This is a genomic window from Ruegeria profundi (genome assembly GCF_001507545.1).
Classification (GTDB): domain Bacteria; phylum Pseudomonadota; class Alphaproteobacteria; order Rhodobacterales; family Rhodobacteraceae; genus Ruegeria; species Ruegeria profundi.
On sequence record NZ_LQBP01000005.1, the window covers coordinates 172,670 to 188,533 of the forward strand.

Below are 15,864 nucleotides of genomic sequence, written 5' to 3' on the forward strand. Positions count from 1 at the left end.
GAGGCGACATGATCGAGATTGCTGGCACTAAAATGGCTTTGAACGACCCTGTGGTACTGGTCGCGGGTGGGATTGTGACCCTGATCCTGTTGCTTCTGTTCATGTCTTTGCGCGCTTCGAATCGCTCAGCCCGGATGGCCGAACCCCTGGCGCGGCAGATGGCCCATCTGGGTCAGCATGTGCAGCAATTGGGGCAGGGACAAGAGCAACTGCGCGGCGGATTGCAGCATGTATCAGACACGCAAGCCAACGCTCAGGTGCAGGTGATTCAGACAGTTGAATCTCGCTTGTCCTCGGTTCAGCAACAGATGAATGATCGGCTTGCGGATAACGCGATGAAATCGGCCCGCGCGCTGGCCGAGATGCAGGAGCGGATGAAGGAATCGCTGCATGGCTCCTCGAAACAGACAGCTACTTCGCTGACGCAATTGCAGGAACGTCTGGCCGCCATCGATAAGGCGCAGGACAATATCACCAAACTTTCTGGTGACGTGCTGTCGCTGCAGGACATCCTTTCAAACAAGCAAACCCGCGGTGCGTTTGGAGAGATCCAGTTGAACGACATCGTCTCTAAAGCGCTGCCTTCGGACAGTTTCCAACTGCAGGCGACCCTGTCAAACGGGCGCCGCGCGGATTGCCTGATCAACTTGCCTAATCCGCCGGGACCGATTGTGATCGACAGCAAGTTCCCGCTTGAGGCGTATGAGGCGCTGATCGGATCGACCAATGACATGGAACTGAAAGCGGCCGTGCAGATGTTCCGCACCACCGTGCGCAAGCACATCACGGATATATCTCAGAAATACATTCTGGACGGCGAAACCGCTGATGGTGCGCTGATGTTCCTGCCGTCCGAAGCGGTCTATGCCGAGCTACACGCCAAGTTCCCCGAACTGGTGCAGGAAAGTTTCAGCAAACGCGTCTGGATCGTGTCCCCGACCACCTGCATGGCCACGCTGAACACGATGCGGGCAATCCTGAAAGACGCACGGATGCGCGAACAGGCCGGGGCGATCCGCAAAGAGCTGGGTATGCTGCACAAGGATGTCGAACGTCTTGAGGATCGGGTCTCAAACCTCGATCGTCATTTCGGGCAGGCGGCAAAGGACATCTCGGACATCAAGATCAGCGCCGAGAAAGCGGGTCGCCGGGCGCAGCGTCTGGACAATTTCGATTTCGAAGAACTCGCCCCGGGGGATCACACAAACGTCGTGCCACTTGGCAAGACCGAGGGTTAGGGTCTACTGGATCGATAGGTCCAGATTGTACCCAACCGTTTTCCCGGTGTCGCGGTCATTGCCCATCAGGTAGACACGGATCGTATAGTTTCCGTCATCGGGCAGATCGATCCGGGCGGTATTCCCGTCGATTGAGCCGTTGTAAATCGCGGCCCCGTCGCTGCCGGGTGGCAGGATATTGAAATAGATTACGCCATTGCCATTTGTATCACTGACCTGAAGCTCGGCAAACATCTCCTGCCCGGCTTTTGCGCCTAGGTTGTAGTCAAAATATTCATCGCCGGTGATGGTACCACTGACCATTGTACCGAAGTTACCCGGCTCGAATTTAACTTCGGCTGTCTGTTGTGCCCACGCAGTAAAGGCCAAGCCCGCGAAGAATGCACTCAGGATTAAACGCAATTTCATGATCTACTCCCTAATCGAACTTGGGAAAGTATAGCACGAACCACTGCCTGGTCAGATGCGAAGGAATGGCTGGAACAGACGCGGCATCATCTTGGTGAACTTCAGCGGCGCATCAGTAACGGCCAGACAGATGCAGTCCTCTGAAAAATCCGCGGTCGGCATGTGGTGCAGATCTTCATCCGCGATCTCAACATCGCCGCGGGCAAAGTGGTCAACCTCATCCGAAAAAGCACCTTGCAGCACCATCGTCAGTTCCATGCCGTTGTGGCTGTGGTCCGGAACCGCAGCACCGGCAGGAATGAACAGCAAACGCGCAGTAGCTTCGCTTGTGGTTGGAAGGATCGCCTGCTTAACGCCCATGCCGATCGACCGCCATTTGATGCTGTTGACGTCCCCACCAACATAATCCTGCAACGGTGCAGGCAAAACCGAGCACCCCGCGCGGACGGGCTTTGCGATCGGAGCACCTTTGGCAATCAAAGCCATTGTGGCCGCCAGTGACCCGTCGGACATATTTGCGGTGCCGTCTTGCTCTTGCAGAACACAGCCGCCCACAGCCTCAAAGCTTTCGGCACGCGCACGGCAGTGGTCGCACAGCGACAGATGCGTGGCGACCATAAGGTCGAACGCTTCGGGCAATGTACCTGCGGCATAGGCCATAAGCAGGTCATCGGTCAGGTGATGTTTGATCTCTGTACTCATCTTTTCATCTCAATTCATCGCGTGGCGCAAGCGGTCCAGCGCCAGCCGTATACGTGATTTGATTGTTCCCAAAGGCAACCCTGTCTGCGACGCTATTTCGCGGTGGCTTAAGTCACCAAAATATGCCTTCTCAATCAGTTCTCTTTGCGCGGCAGGAAGTGCCGCCATGGCATCGCGCAACTGCGCGGTTTCCTGTTGCAGTGCGACGACGTCGTCCTGTTCAGGTTCAGCTTCGGGGCCCCAACCCAAATCTTCCGGTTCGGGGCGACGTTGTTTGCGCAAAACGTCGATACGCTTGTTCCGGGCAATCGTGAACACCCAGGTGGCTACGGTTGCACGGGTTGGGTCGAACATATGTGCCTTGTGCCACAAGGTTGCCATAACCTCTTGGGCGCATTCTTCGGCCAGTGCTGCATCTGATCCCGACTTGATCAGAAACGCTTTGATCCGAGGCGCAAAATGCTGGAAAAGTTCGGCAAAGGCCGCCTGGTCCTGCGCGTCTCTTATGCGTCTGACGTGGCTTACCCACTCAGTTCTGGTTTCGCGATTGCCATTCGCACTGTTCACCGACTTGCCCCTGGTACGTGTCTTTTCGCGCCAAGGCTTCAGCGCTGGCCTGTCGGCCGCCGGGTCGTCCAAGGTCACGGTATCAATCTCGGTAAACATAACCACATTACGACGCGCGACCCAAGCCGGATCACTTTGTTGTTCGTTTTTGATCCGTCTGCGGCTGCATTTCGTACAGACATATGTATACAAATGAGGAAAAGAATGCCGATTGAGCGGTTTACAGGCGCGGCGGAGATATTCAATTGAACTGGGTCGACCATATTGCAGGCCACACATATCACGGGCGAAAGGGCGCGATTCAGAACGCTTTTCGTTACTCGGTCGACTACATCCTGCTTGATCCAGAGTCCGACCCTGACACCCCGATGCTGTTTTCGAAAAACCAACCCAATGTGACAAACTGGCGGGATCTGGACCATGGCGGAGAACCGGGACAAGGGCGCGGCGCGGTTTGGCTGCGTGAGCAGTTCGACCAGTTTGGTGTGGCACAGCCCGCCCATATCACCCTTCTGACGCAGCCACGTGTGTTTGGTCATGTGTTCAACCCGGTAAGCTTCTGGTTCTGCTTTAATGACACCGACCAGCTTTACGCGGTCGTGGCCGAGGTCACGAACACCTACGGCACGCGCCATAGCTATCTGTGCCACAATCCGGGTTTCGCGCCGATTCAACCGTCGGACCGGATCGTGGCGGACAAGCTGATGCATGTCTCGCCCTTCCAGAAGGTCGAGGGGTGCTACACATTCCGGTTCGACTATCGCGCCGAACGCGTGGGGGTATGGATTGACTATGGCCGAGAAGGCGGTGGTCTGATTGCTACCCTGACCGGCCCTCGGACCAGGTTGACCGACTGCGCAATCATTTGGTCATTGGTCCGTCGCCCCTTTGGCGCCCGCCGCGCGTTTTTACTGATCTTGTGGCAGGCGATGAAACTGTGGGCGAAAAAGGCCCGGTTCCGCGCGTTTCGCTCTGCGCCTGTTCCCGATCATCCCGTGTCTCGTATTCGTGAACCTTGAGGCCGCTTTGTTTGAGTAAGATCAAAGACTCAGACGTCTGACAATGATTGTGCTAGGGTTGAAACCGCGAACACAAGGAGTTGGGACATGTTGGAAATCTCGGCAAGAAAAATCGCTCAGGTGGCCATGATGGGTCGTGAACTGAACAGGGCCGAGGGGGAACTGCGCGCATTTATTGACCGTATGAGCGAAGATGAGCAGGCAGAATTGGTTGCGGTCATGTGGGTCGGGCGTGAAAGTTTCTTTGCCGAGGATCTGGCTGAAGCAATCGCAACCGCCAAATCAGAGGCCTCGACGCCCTGTGCCGATTACCTGATCGGAACCCCGCACCTGTCGGATCATCTTGAAAACGGATTGGATGCGCTTGGTATCTCGGCTGAGGATGTAGAAAACGACCTTATGTAGGGTCTGTTTCCGGTCGAATAAACGTCGAGCTGGTGTTCGGATTTGCAGACTCCTCGATGCCGCCCTTCTCGCGGCCAGCGTCGAAGCCGCTGGCCATCCCATGTTTTTAGCTCGTCATCAACAAAGCCGAGCTGCGTTCGGGGATTAAGGTCTGCCCTAATTTGCTGGACAGGCCTTTTTCTTTGAGATCACGCCGTGTGGTCCACCACTTGCAGGTGTTGGGCCAAGGTGTCGATTTCAGCCATCCAGTCCTGCACCAGCTTCGGATCGCTGGGGGCGGCATGGACACCCGCCGGGATGGCGCGATTCAGAACCGCCTCGACAGCCAGCGAGACCGGGATCGAAACCAGGCGCGCCATGGCTGTACCGCGCGCGTCGCCCCATGCGTCCATCACGTAGGTCTTATGCCAGACCGGGATGCCGTCTTTTTCTGCCTTGAGCCCGACGCACAGAACCACGCGGTCCGGTTCACCCTCGTCATAGGCGTTTTCAGCCCAGAACTGATCTGACATTTCTTTCAGGCGCGCGTCTCCTTCAGGGCCGGAAAGTGTCTCGATCTCAGTAAACACATCCGACCAGGCCTCTGCCCAACCGTTTAGGCGCAGGGTGCCACGGACGAATTCCTTAACCGGCCAATGGTCTTCGAACTGATACTCTTCCATAAACGGGATCGAGTCGCGGTTCGGATACACCTCAAAGCTTTCCGGAGCAGGCAACGGCGCGATATAGCTGGTGATCGCATCCCACGGGCGGGCGACGTCCAGCGGAGCGTAGTCGCGGATCGACCTGGACGGCGACCGCAGTGCCTTGAGCACACCCAGAGGAGACCAGCTGAATTTGTACCGGAACGGGTTCGGGTTTTTGGGAATACCGCCACAATACGAGATGAAGCTCAGGTGGTTCTGCGGATCAAACGCATCCGAAGCGCGGTAATCATCCACCAAGGCATGCGCCATCAGGTGATCGATGCCGGGATCAAGGCCCACCTCGTTGACCAGCGCGACACCGGCCTCGCGCGCTTTGTCGTCCAGTGCGCGCATCTCTGGCGCGATGTAGGAGGATGAGACAAAATTGGCTTCTTTCGAAATCGCCAGTTCGGCCAGAGGTACGTGCCAGTCGCCCGGCAGCATCGAAACGATCACATCACCCTTGCCCAGCACCGCGCCCAGCGCGTCGATATCAAATGCACGGATATCGTCGGTCAGATCTCCAACTTCGGCTCTGGCCTTTTCGACGGTCCGATTCCAGACGGTGACCTTGTGCCCGCCTTCGATCAGGCGGCGCAGGCCGGGGATGGCCGACAGGCCGGTGCCACACCAGTGAATCGTCATCGCTCAGAGTCCTTCGATATGTGTTTTGTAAGTTGCTTCTGCCCGACCCCAGACGCCGCTGTCCAGATCGGTCAGGGTCAGTAATGAGGGCAGCAGTTGCGCTGCATAGTCTTGTGAGCTTTCGACCGGCAACATCGACGGCAGGTTGTCGATCGCCATCACATCCAGAACCGGATCGGTTGCCACGCGAACGGCGGGTTGGTCCCATGTCGTAGCACGATCATAGACGGGGACCGGGTTGTAGTCGCTGTCCGGGTCGCAGGCCACATCACCAATTGCGGTCAAGGTGCGCGGGGCCGTCAATGCCTCTCGCGGGACAAAGACAGGTGTGCCGGGGCGTGCAAAAATGCAGTTCAGGAACAGGTCATGGTCAAGGATTTCGGGAAATGGCCCACCACTCGCGGTCTCAGCAATATCCCACTTGGTTACTTTTACGCCCATGGCTTCGCACAGATCGGCTGCACCTGTCCCCACGCGACCCAACGCGCCGATGACGATGGCGCGCGGACGAACGGCACCAGTGGCATCCAATTCAGCGCTTAGTTCGGCATTCAGCGCATCCTTGCTGGGGTAGACGCCGACCGGGGGGCATTCCTCAGCCCGTTGCTGCGCAGCCCATGTTTTTAGTGTTACGGCTGCCCCGGCGTACCCTGCCCAATAGCCAAAGGCCGCAACGCGGCGGCCATCGTCATCCACTAGATATTCAAGGTCATACAGTGTACCGCCGCCCGCCTTGAAACGTTCCAGCAAGGCGCGGCCGGAATGCTGGCCCTTATAGGCGTGACCGAACATGATGTGGCGGTGGGGCAGGGGCGTGCCATCCTCTGGCAGTTCCTTGAGGCCGAAGATGATCGCATCCAACGGCGCGTCCGGCCACGTATTCTCGGGCGCGATTTCGCATCCGACCTGCTTGTATCCCTCAATCGGTATCGCGCGGACAGTGCTGTCTTCGACCGTGACGCGGATACCCGCCGCGATCAGTTCCTTGGCGCCTTCGGGGGTCAGCCCGACCCGTTCCTCGTTTGGGCGCTGTTCTGCCCGGACCCAGAGATGTGTCATGCGTTTTCCTTTTGTCAGAGCATTCCAGCGGCTCGTACAGCCTGAACCGAGGCGCGCGCCTCCATCGCCGCGCGGAAGGCTAGAATCTTGGGAAAGGCCGCGACGTCTACGCCATCACCTTCGAGCCAGCTACAAACCACATAAAGATAGGCATCGGCCAGCGAAAAGGCCTCACCCAGCACAAATGGCCCGCGCAACCCGTTCGAGGTGATGTACTTGCAGGATGCGGTCATTGTCTGCGGCACCTTGTCCGCCATGTCGGTCCAACTGGACTCGTCGTCGGCCCAACGTGAGCCGCGCATCTTGTGGGCGTGGTTCACATGCATCGTCGAAGCGAGGTAGTACATAACCTCGCGCATGCGGGCCGCAGCAACCGGGTCATTGGGTACCAGCCCTGCTTCGGGTTTGATCGCGGCTACATAGTCCAGCAGGGCGCCCGTTTCTGTCAGAATGCCGCCCTCTACCGCCAAGGCCGGAACACGGCCTTTGGGATTGATTTGCGCATAGGCCGGTTTGGTCTGCTCTGCCTGTGCAAAATCAAGACGGATGGCTTCATAGTCCAACTGGGCCTCTTCCAAGGCAATTGCGACAGCAACCGAGATCGTGCGCGGAGCATAATAGAGCTGCATGAACGGGGTCTCCGGGGGTGGTTTACAGATGCGTTTGCGCGAATTGCCGGTCGGGGGCTTCCAGATGGGGCACCGCGTTGAACAGAACCGGGCTCAGCTGTTCTCCGATCGGATGCAGCCGATGCAGCGACGTGTTCATGATGGCAAGCGCCACCCGTGCCATTGCCGGAATATCCAGCCCCATGGCCTGCCGCACCACCATCGAGATGAGACCGCCCGACGTTACAACAATGGCCGGCCCGCCTTCGGATCCAATCTCGTGCAGCGCGGCGGAAACGCGGGTTTCGAAGGCTTCGAACGTTTCCGGCGTGCCTGTGATCTGACCCTTGGCCCATGCTTCAAAGGTACGGGGCAGGTGTTCGACAAAGCCTTCACGATCCACTGGAACCGCTACACCGTGCTGCTGTTCGTAAAGCTGCGCCATGGTGAAATACTCAATCTCATTCAGGCGTGCGTCCTGAATCGGGTTGGTCAGGCCCATGCTGGCGGCAGTTTCCACGTGCCGTTTCAGCGTTCCGCAATAGACCCGCGGATAATGCGCACCGGTATCCTGTAGATGCGCGCCCAACCACCGCGCCTGCTGATGACCCAGATCGCTGAGCATGTCATAGCTTTCTTCATCACGGGCAGTTGTATTGGCCTGGCCGTGTCGTACCAGTGTAATGTGTGACATCGCGGTTCCTCTTGCGCGACGTCTTAGGGCAGGTTTCGGGCAGGGACCAGAGGCGTTTGACTGGGTGCGGGCACAAATCGGTCTGCAGACGATGATTACCCGTCGCGGATTCGGCAAAACACTGTGCGCCTTTTGTGTTGCCTAACGGAAAAAAGTTTCCTATACGATACAAGATTGCTGCATGCGGCCGCATACCACCTGCTTTCGTGCCCGGGCAAACCCTGTTGACTCGCAATAGCGTCCCGGGAACCTTGGTGCCTGTCAAAGCTGTCATTGCGCCCCGCACGGCAACCTTTGCAAACGGCATTGAAAGGTTAAGAAGATGACCGCACCAAAGCGCACACCGTTGTATGATCTGCATGTTGAATTGGGCGGTAAGATGGTCGACTTTGCCGGGTGGGAGATGCCGGTACAGTACCCGATGGGCATTATGGGAGAGCATAAGCAGTGCCGCGACAAAGCGGCGGTGTTTGATGTAAGCCACATGGGTCAGGTGATCCTGCGCGGCGAAAACGTGGGCGAAAAGCTTGAGGCGCTTTGCCCGCAGGCCTACGCGACGCTGAAGGAAGGCAAGGCGCGGTATGGGTTTTTCACCAACCCTGATGGTGGAATCATGGATGACCTGATCGTATCGAACGCCGGGGATCACTTTTTCGTCGTGGTCAACGCAGCACTGCGTCATCAGGACATTCCGCATATGAAGGCCAATATGGAAGGCGTCGAAGTGACCGAGATATTCGACCGCGCCTTGGTCGCTGTGCAGGGTCCAAAGGCCGAAGATGTGGTGGGTGACCTTTGCCCGGCGGCCCGCCATCTTAAGTTCATGGAAACCACCGAGGCAGACATCATGGGTGTCGCGTGCCGCGTATCGCGCCTGGGCTACACCGGAGAGGATGGCTTTGAAATCTCGATCCCCGAGGACAAAGCCATCGAGATTACGCGCGCGTTTCTGGCGCATGCCGATTGCGAACCGGCCGGTCTGGGCGCACGCGACAGCCTGCGGCTTGAGGCGGGGCTTTGCCTCTACGGCAATGACATCGACCAAAGCACGTCACCCGTTGAGGCCTCTTTGGGATGGGCCATTCAGAAACGCCGCAGGGAAGAAGGGGGCTTCCCGGGGGCGGAGCGTATTCAGAAGGAACTGGCGGAAGGTCCCGCGCGCAAGTTGGTAGGCATCGCGCCCGAAGGCCGTGCACCCGCGCGGCAGGGCGTCGAAGTGCAATCCCCCGAGGGGGATACGATTGGTCAGATCACCTCGGGCGGGTTTGGCCCCACGGTCGGTGGGCCGGTTGCGATGGGTTACGTCTCTGCCGACCATAGTGCGGCAGGTGAGACGGTGAACCTGATCGTACGCGGCAAGCCATTGCCAGCGCAGATCGTGGCGCTGCCCTTCGTCAAACAGAACTACAAGCGTTGAAGTCAGGAGAAAGACAACATGGCAACCTATTACTCAGAAGAGCATGAATGGATCGAGGTCGAAGGTGACACCGCCACTCTGGGCATCACTGCGCATGCCGCCGAGCAGCTGGGCGATGTGGTCTTTGTCGAACAGAAAGACGAAGGTGAGGAATTCGAAAAGGGCGATGAGATTGGCGTGATCGAGTCCGTCAAAGCAGCCTCCGAAATATATGCGCCGGTTGATGGCGAAGTGATCGAAGTCAACGAGACATTGGCCGACAACCCCGCCTCTTTGAACGACGACCCCGAGGGCAACGCCTGGATTTACAAGATCAAGCTGAGCAACGCCGCTCAGTTGGAAGACTTGATGGACCTGAACGGTTATAAAACCTTCATCGGCTGATCCAATGGCGGGTTCCTGTGTGGATCCGCCCTTCATCTGGCAAAAAATATCCCCGCCGGAGGCTCCAGCCACAGCGGCAGGGCGAGACATACTTTGAGGAGTGCAACAATGGCCTTCAAACTGACCGATTACGAAGCCTATGACTTTGCCAATCGCCGTCATATCGGGCCCAGCCCGACCGAGATGCGCGATATGCTCAAGGTGATTGGTTTCAAGACGCTTGATCAGCTGATCGACGCCACCGTCCCGCCAGCAATCCGGCAGGCTGAGCCGCTGGATTGGGGCCCGGCGATGACAGAACGCGACGCGCTGTATCACATGAAAAAGGTGGCCAGCAAAAACAAGGTTCTGACCTCGCTGATCGGTCAGGGCTATTACGGCACCACCACACCCGCACCGATCCTGCGCAATATTCTTGAGAACCCGGCGTGGTACACCGCTTACACGCCCTATCAGCCCGAGATCAGCCAGGGACGGCTTGAGGCGCTCTTGAACTTCCAGACCATGGTCAGCGACCTGACCGGGCTGGACGTGGCCAACGCGTCTTTGCTGGACGAAGCCACAGCAGCGGCCGAAGCCATGGCCATGGCCAAGCGCGGCGGTCGGTCCAAGGGCAATAACGCGGCCTTCTTTGTTGACAAGAACTGCCATCCGCAGACCATCGCGGTGATCAAAACCCGCGCCGAGCCCTTGGGTATCGACGTGCAGGTTGCCGATCCGGACACGCTGGACGCCGGTGCCGTTTTTGGCGCGATCTTCCAGTATCCAGGCACCCACGGCCATGTGCGCGATTTCACCACTGAGATCGCTGCGCTGCACGAACACAACGCCATTGCAATCGTGGCGGCTGACATCCTGTCACTGGCGTTGCTCAAGTCGCCTGGTGAGATGGGCGCGGATATCGCCATCGGCTCGACCCAGCGCTTCGGTGTTCCGATGGGCTATGGCGGCCCGCACGCGGCCTACATGGCCACCACCGACAAGCTGAAACGCGCGATGCCCGGCCGGATCATCGGTGTGTCGATCGACAGCCGCGGCAACAAGGCCTATCGCCTTGCCCTGCAAACCCGCGAACAGCATATTCGGCGCGAGAAAGCGAACTCGAACGTTTGCACCGCGCAAGCGCTGTTGGCCGTGATGGCCTCAATGTATGCCGTGTACCACGGCCCCGACGGGATCAAGGCGATTGCGCAATCGGTCCACCGCAAAACCTCGCGTCTGGCCGCTGGCCTGGAAGAGGCAGGCTTCGCGGTTGAGCCCGAGGTGTTCTTTGATACGATTACGGTCGAAGTTGGCCATCTTCAGACAACCGTGATGGAAGCGGCTGTTGCCCGTGGCATCAACCTGCGCAAGGTCGGCGAGACCCGCGTCGGCATCAGCCTTGACGAACAGACCCGCGCCGAAACGATCGAGGCGGTCTGGGGCGCGTTCGGCATCGACCGCAAGGATGACAGCTCGAACAAGCAGTACCGCCTGCCGGATTACGCCCTGCGCGAGACGCCCTATCTGACGCACCCGATTTTCCACAAGAACCGGGCCGAGGCCGAGATGACCCGTTACATGCGCCGTCTGGCCGATCGCGACCTGGCGCTGGATCGGGCGATGATCCCGCTGGGCTCGTGCACCATGAAGCTGAACGCCACGATCGAGATGATCCCGGTCACATGGCCCGAGTTCGGCAATCTGCATCCGTTCTGCCCCGAAGATCAGGCGCAAGGCTATCACGAGATGATTGCCGATCTGAACGACAAGCTGTGCCAGATCACCGGCTATGACGCGATCTCCCAGCAGCCCAACTCGGGCGCGCAGGGGGAATATGCGGGCCTGCTGACCATCCGCAACTATCACGTCGCCAACGGGCAGGGGCATCGCAATGTCTGCCTGATCCCAACCTCGGCACACGGGACCAACCCGGCCTCGGCGCAGATGGTGGGCTGGCAGGTTGTCCCGGTGCAATCGGATGAGAATGGCAATATCGACCTCGCCGATTTTCGCGCAAAGGCCGAGAAGCATTCCGATCATCTGGCCGGTTGTATGATAACCTACCCCTCGACCCATGGCGTGTTTGAAACTACCGTTCAAGAGGTCTGCCAGATCACCCATGATCACGGCGGTCAGGTCTATATCGACGGGGCCAACATGAACGCTATGGTCGGTCTGTCGCGTCCGGGTGATATTGGCGGCGACGTCAGCCACCTGAACCTGCACAAGACCTTCTGCATCCCACATGGCGGCGGCGGCCCCGGCATGGGTCCGATCGGCGTCAAGGCGCATCTGGAGGAACACCTGCCCGGCCACCCGGAATACGGCACCGCCGTGGGTCCGGTCTCGGCGGCGCCCTTCGGGTCTCCTTCGATCCTTCCGGTCAGCTGGGCCTATGTACTGTTGATGGGCGGCGCGGGTCTGACGCAAGCGACAAAGGTGGCGATCCTGAACGCCAACTACATCGCGGCGCGTCTGCAGGATGCTTATCCGATCCTCTATACCTCCGAGTCCGGTCGCGTGGCGCATGAATGTATCCTCGACACCCGCCCGCTGGACGCCGAGGCGCATGTGACCGTGGATGATGTAGCGAAACGTCTGGTCGACAGCGGCTTCCACGCCCCCACGATGAGCTGGCCAGTGGCCGGTACCCTGATGGTCGAGCCCACCGAGTCCGAACCCAAGGACGAGCTGGACCGCTTCTGCGACGCCATGCTCTCGATCCGGGCCGAGGCGCAGGACATCATCGACGGCAAGATCGACGCGGAGAACAACCCGTTGAAAAACGCCCCTCATACGGTGCGCGATCTGGTCGGTGACTGGGATCGCCCATATACCCGCGAACAAGCGTGTTTCCCTCCGGGCTCAATGGGCGTCGACAAGTACTGGTCTCCTGTAAACCGTGTCGACAACGCATATGGTGACAGAAACCTGGTGTGCACATGCCCGCCAATGGCGGACTACGCTGAGGCAGCGGAATAAAACCATCAAACCCCGCCAAGAGACTGGCGGGGTTTTTCGCCAATCGGAAACCTATGTTCCAATTTGCGCCCCTTTCAGGTGTCGTTTTTTGCAAGTGAAGCGTCTTTTCCGCTTGCTGCAATCGCAAGCGCGCCATACCTCTGTCCGTGGGACACCCCTCCCCAACGAGGGGCGTGTATCTGGAAGGGTAATACAGATGAGCATTGAACAAACGGCGTCGCGCGACGCCGCGCGCAAACCTGAACTGCGGCCAGCTAATCCGCGTTTTTCCTCGGGTCCTTGTGCCAAACCCCCCACATTCGAATTGATTAAACTGGCCGATGCCGCTCTGGGTCGGTCGCACCGCGCGGCTGTTGGCAAAGACAAGCTGAAGGCGGCCATTGAAGGCACGCGTGAGGTTCTGGGCATTCCGGCAGATTACAAGATCGGCATAGTTCCCGCCTCGGACACCGGCGCGGTTGAGATGGCGATGTGGTCGCTGCTGGGTGAGCGCAAGGTTGAGATGCTGGCTTGGGAAAGCTTCGGTGCGGGCTGGGTCACGGATGTGGTCAAACAGTTGAAAATTGATGCCGAGGTCAAAACGGCCGAATACGGTCAGATCGTTGATCTTGCATCCATCGATTTTGCCAATGACGTTGTCTTTACATGGAATGGCACCACGTCGGGCGTGCGGGTGCCGAATGGCGACTGGATAGCAAATGACCGTCAGGGTCTGACCATCTGTGACGCGACCAGCGCAGCGTTTGCGATGGACCTGCCGTGGGACAAGCTGGATGTGACCACGTTCAGCTGGCAGAAGGTGCTGGGCGGTGAAGCTGCGCATGGGATGTTGATCCTGTCGCCCCGCGCGGTGGAGCGGCTGGAAAGCTATATCCCCGCATGGCCGCTGCCCAAGATTTTCCGCCTGACCAAAGGTGGCAAGCTGATCGACGGCATCTTTACCGGTGCGACGATCAACACGCCGTCGATGCTGGCGGTCGAAGACTATCTGTTTGCGCTGGACTGGGCGCGCTCGGTCGGTGGCTTGCAGGGTCTGATCGCCCGTGCCGATGCCAATGCCGGTGCGGTGCACGCGTTCTGTGACCAGAATGATTGGATCGCGAACCTGGCCGAAGACGCAGCAACGCAATCAAATACCTCGGTCTGCCTGAAATTCACCGATGCGCGGATCAAGGATGGCGCAGCCTTCGCCAAGGCCGTGGCCAAAAGGTTGGAGGCCGAAAACATAGCGCTGGATATCGGAGCCTATCGCGACGCGCCGGCGGGACTGCGTATCTGGTGTGGCGGCACGGTCGAAACCTCGGATATCGAGGCGATGCTGCCCTGGCTCGCATGGGCTTTCGAGGCTGAAATCGCGGCGCAAACCGAAGCCGCCTGATCTTGCGCACCGGGCCGCAACAGGCCCGGACCTTTCATACAATTCAAGGACCAAAGAAATGGCCCCCAAAGTACTCGTCTCTGACAAGCTCAGCGAAACCGCCGTTCAGATTTTCCGCGACCGAGGCATCGACGTGGATTTCATGCCCGACCTAGGTAAAGACAAGGACAAACTGGCCGAGGTGATTGGCCAGTATGACGGCCTTGCCATCCGGTCGGCGACCAAAGTGACGCCAACGATTCTGGAAAAGGCGGACAAGCTGAAGGTTATAGGCCGGGCCGGCATCGGTACCGACAACATCGACAAGGAAGCTGCGTCGAAAAAAGGCGTGATCGTGATGAACACGCCTTTCGGTAACATGATCACCACCGCTGAACACGCGATCGCGATGATGTTTGCGGTTGCACGCCAAATCCCCGAGGCCAGCACCTCGACCCATGCGGGCAGGTGGGAAAAGTCCAAGTTCATGGGGATCGAGCTGACCAACAAGACGTTGGGCGTGATCGGTGCGGGCAATATCGGTGGTATCGTCTGTGAACGCGCGCTGGGCCTACGTATGAAGGTCATCGCCTACGATCCGTTTCTGAACGCAGAAAAAGCCGCGAAGATGGGTGTGGAAAAGGTTGAACTGGATGAGTTGCTGTCGCGCGCTGATTTCATCACCCTGCACGTGCCGCTGACCGACCAGACCCGCAACATCCTGAGCCGCGAAAACCTTGCCAAGACGAAGCCGGGTGTGCGTATCGTAAACTGTGCCCGCGGCGGTCTGGTGGACGAGGAAGCACTGGCCGAGATGCTGCAATCGGGCCATGTCGCTGGTGCCGCATTTGATGTGTTCAGCGAAGAACCGGCCAAGGATAACCCCTTGTTCAACCTGCCCAACGTGGTGTGCACGCCGCATCTGGGGGCAGCCACGACCGAAGCGCAGGAAAATGTGGCCCTGCAAGTGGCTGAGCAAATCTCAAACTACCTTCTGACCGGGGCCGTTGAAAACGCGCTGAACATGCCCAGCGTGACCGCTGAAGAGGCCAAAGTGATGGGGCCGTGGATCAAACTGGCCGGACATCTGGGCAGCTTCATCGGCCAGATGACGGACGAGCCGATCAAGGCGATCAACATTCTGTATGACGGTGTCGCGGCAAAGATGAACCTTGCTGCGCTGAACTGCTCTGTTGTCGCTGGGATCATGAAAAAGTTTAACCCCGAGGTGAACATGGTCTCGGCCCCCGTGGTCGCAAAAGAGCGTGGGATCCAGATCTCGACCACCAATCAGGACAAGTCCGGCACGTTCGACGGCTATATCAAGGTGACCGTGGTGACCGAAAAGCGTGAGCGTTCGATTGCCGGTACAGTCTTCAGCGACGGCAAGCCGCGCTTTATCCAGATCAAGGGCATCACCATCGACGCCGAGGTGGGCGCGCACATGCTTTACACCACCAACGAAGATGTGCCGGGCATCATCGGTGCGCTGGGTCAGACCATGGGCGAAAACGGTGTGAACATCGCGAACTTTACCCTTGGTCGAACCGAGGCGGGCGGCGAGGCAATCGCCCTGCTTTATGTCGACGAACCTGTTCCGGCAGAGGCGCGGGCCAAGCTGGCGGAAACCGGGCTGTTCAAGCAGATCAAGCCTCTGGAGTTTGACGTTGCCTAAGCGGTACTGATACTCCGCGCATTATCGCGCCCGCGC

The 15,864-nt window shown here is 58.7% G+C and carries 15 protein-coding genes; 8 read left to right on the forward strand and 7 right to left on the reverse strand.

The window, feature by feature from the left end:
* Window positions 1-8: 8 nt before the first annotated feature.
* Complete coding sequence (locus AVO44_RS11165; protein ID WP_068336823.1) at window positions 9-1,238, forward strand: DNA recombination protein RmuC; 1,230 nt, start codon at window positions 9-11, stop codon at window positions 1,236-1,238.
* A 3-nt stretch (window positions 1,239-1,241) separates the two neighbouring features.
* Here AVO44_RS11165 and AVO44_RS11170 read toward each other — a convergent pair whose 3' ends face one another.
* Genes AVO44_RS11170 through AVO44_RS11180 form a run of 3 tightly spaced genes read right to left on the reverse strand, consistent with a single transcriptional unit; the run spans window position 1,242 to window position 3,014 of the window.
* The gene (locus AVO44_RS11170) at window positions 1,242-1,646 is read right to left on the reverse strand and encodes a hypothetical protein (RefSeq protein ID WP_068336826.1); all 405 of its coding nucleotides are present in this window, start codon (window positions 1,644-1,646) and stop codon (window positions 1,242-1,244) included.
* A 51-nt stretch (window positions 1,647-1,697) separates the two neighbouring features.
* Window positions 1,698-2,348 carry a ChrR family anti-sigma-E factor gene (locus AVO44_RS11175; RefSeq protein ID WP_068336828.1) on the reverse strand — a complete coding sequence of 217 codons (651 nt, stop codon included), beginning with the start codon at window positions 2,346-2,348 and terminating at the stop codon, window positions 1,698-1,700.
* A 9-nt stretch (window positions 2,349-2,357) separates the two neighbouring features.
* The gene (locus tag AVO44_RS11180) at window positions 2,358-3,014 is read right to left on the reverse strand and encodes a sigma-70 family RNA polymerase sigma factor (RefSeq protein ID WP_068336831.1); all 657 of its coding nucleotides are present in this window, start codon (window positions 3,012-3,014) and stop codon (window positions 2,358-2,360) included.
* Between the two features lie 146 nt (window positions 3,015-3,160).
* Between AVO44_RS11180 and AVO44_RS11185 the strand changes: the two genes are divergently transcribed.
* Window positions 3,161-3,934, forward strand: coding sequence for a DUF1365 domain-containing protein (locus AVO44_RS11185; protein WP_068336834.1), 774 nt, complete (start codon window positions 3,161-3,163; stop codon window positions 3,932-3,934).
* An 87-nt stretch (window positions 3,935-4,021) separates the two neighbouring features.
* On the forward strand, window positions 4,022-4,339 hold the full coding sequence (locus AVO44_RS11190) for a DUF3775 domain-containing protein (protein ID WP_068336837.1): 318 nt from the start codon (window positions 4,022-4,024) through the stop codon (window positions 4,337-4,339).
* Window positions 4,340-4,527: 188 nt separating this feature from the next.
* Here AVO44_RS11190 and AVO44_RS11195 read toward each other — a convergent pair whose 3' ends face one another.
* Genes AVO44_RS11195 through AVO44_RS11210 form a run of 4 tightly spaced genes read right to left on the reverse strand, consistent with a single transcriptional unit; the run spans window position 4,528 to window position 8,031 of the window.
* Window positions 4,528-5,670, reverse strand: coding sequence for a saccharopine dehydrogenase family protein (locus tag AVO44_RS11195; RefSeq protein WP_068336840.1), 1,143 nt, complete (start codon window positions 5,668-5,670; stop codon window positions 4,528-4,530).
* Window positions 5,671-5,673: 3 nt separating this feature from the next.
* Window positions 5,674-6,729 (reverse strand): saccharopine dehydrogenase, encoded by a 1,056-nt coding sequence (locus tag AVO44_RS11200; protein WP_068336843.1) that lies wholly within the window; start codon window positions 6,727-6,729, stop codon window positions 5,674-5,676.
* 14 nt (window positions 6,730-6,743) lie between these two features.
* Window positions 6,744-7,358, reverse strand: coding sequence for a glutathione S-transferase family protein (locus AVO44_RS11205; protein WP_068336846.1), 615 nt, complete (start codon window positions 7,356-7,358; stop codon window positions 6,744-6,746).
* Between the two features lie 22 nt (window positions 7,359-7,380).
* The gene (locus AVO44_RS11210; RefSeq protein WP_068336848.1) at window positions 7,381-8,031 is read right to left on the reverse strand and encodes a histidine phosphatase family protein; all 651 of its coding nucleotides are present in this window, start codon (window positions 8,029-8,031) and stop codon (window positions 7,381-7,383) included.
* 322 nt (window positions 8,032-8,353) lie between these two features.
* On the opposite strand from AVO44_RS11210, the gene gcvT reads away from it, so the two are divergent.
* The 5 genes from gcvT (at window position 8,354) to serA (ending at window position 15,828) form a co-directional block, all read left to right on the forward strand.
* On the forward strand, window positions 8,354-9,448 hold the full coding sequence (gene gcvT / locus AVO44_RS11215) for a glycine cleavage system aminomethyltransferase GcvT (RefSeq protein WP_068336851.1): 1,095 nt from the start codon (window positions 8,354-8,356) through the stop codon (window positions 9,446-9,448).
* A gap of 18 nt (window positions 9,449-9,466) precedes the next feature.
* Window positions 9,467-9,832, forward strand: coding sequence for a glycine cleavage system protein GcvH (gcvH, locus tag AVO44_RS11220; RefSeq protein WP_068336854.1), 366 nt, complete (start codon window positions 9,467-9,469; stop codon window positions 9,830-9,832).
* A gap of 108 nt (window positions 9,833-9,940) precedes the next feature.
* Window positions 9,941-12,796: an aminomethyl-transferring glycine dehydrogenase gene (gcvP, locus tag AVO44_RS11225; protein WP_068336857.1), complete on the forward strand. Its 2,856-nt coding sequence runs from the start codon at window positions 9,941-9,943 to the stop codon at window positions 12,794-12,796.
* 196 nt (window positions 12,797-12,992) lie between these two features.
* Entirely contained in the window at window positions 12,993-14,174 is a 1,182-nt protein-coding gene (locus tag AVO44_RS11230) for a phosphoserine transaminase (protein ID WP_068336860.1), read from the forward strand.
* Window positions 14,175-14,232: 58 nt separating this feature from the next.
* Complete coding sequence (serA, locus tag AVO44_RS11235) at window positions 14,233-15,828, forward strand: phosphoglycerate dehydrogenase (RefSeq protein ID WP_068336863.1); 1,596 nt, start codon at window positions 14,233-14,235, stop codon at window positions 15,826-15,828.
* The last annotated feature ends 36 nt before the right edge of the window (window positions 15,829-15,864 follow it).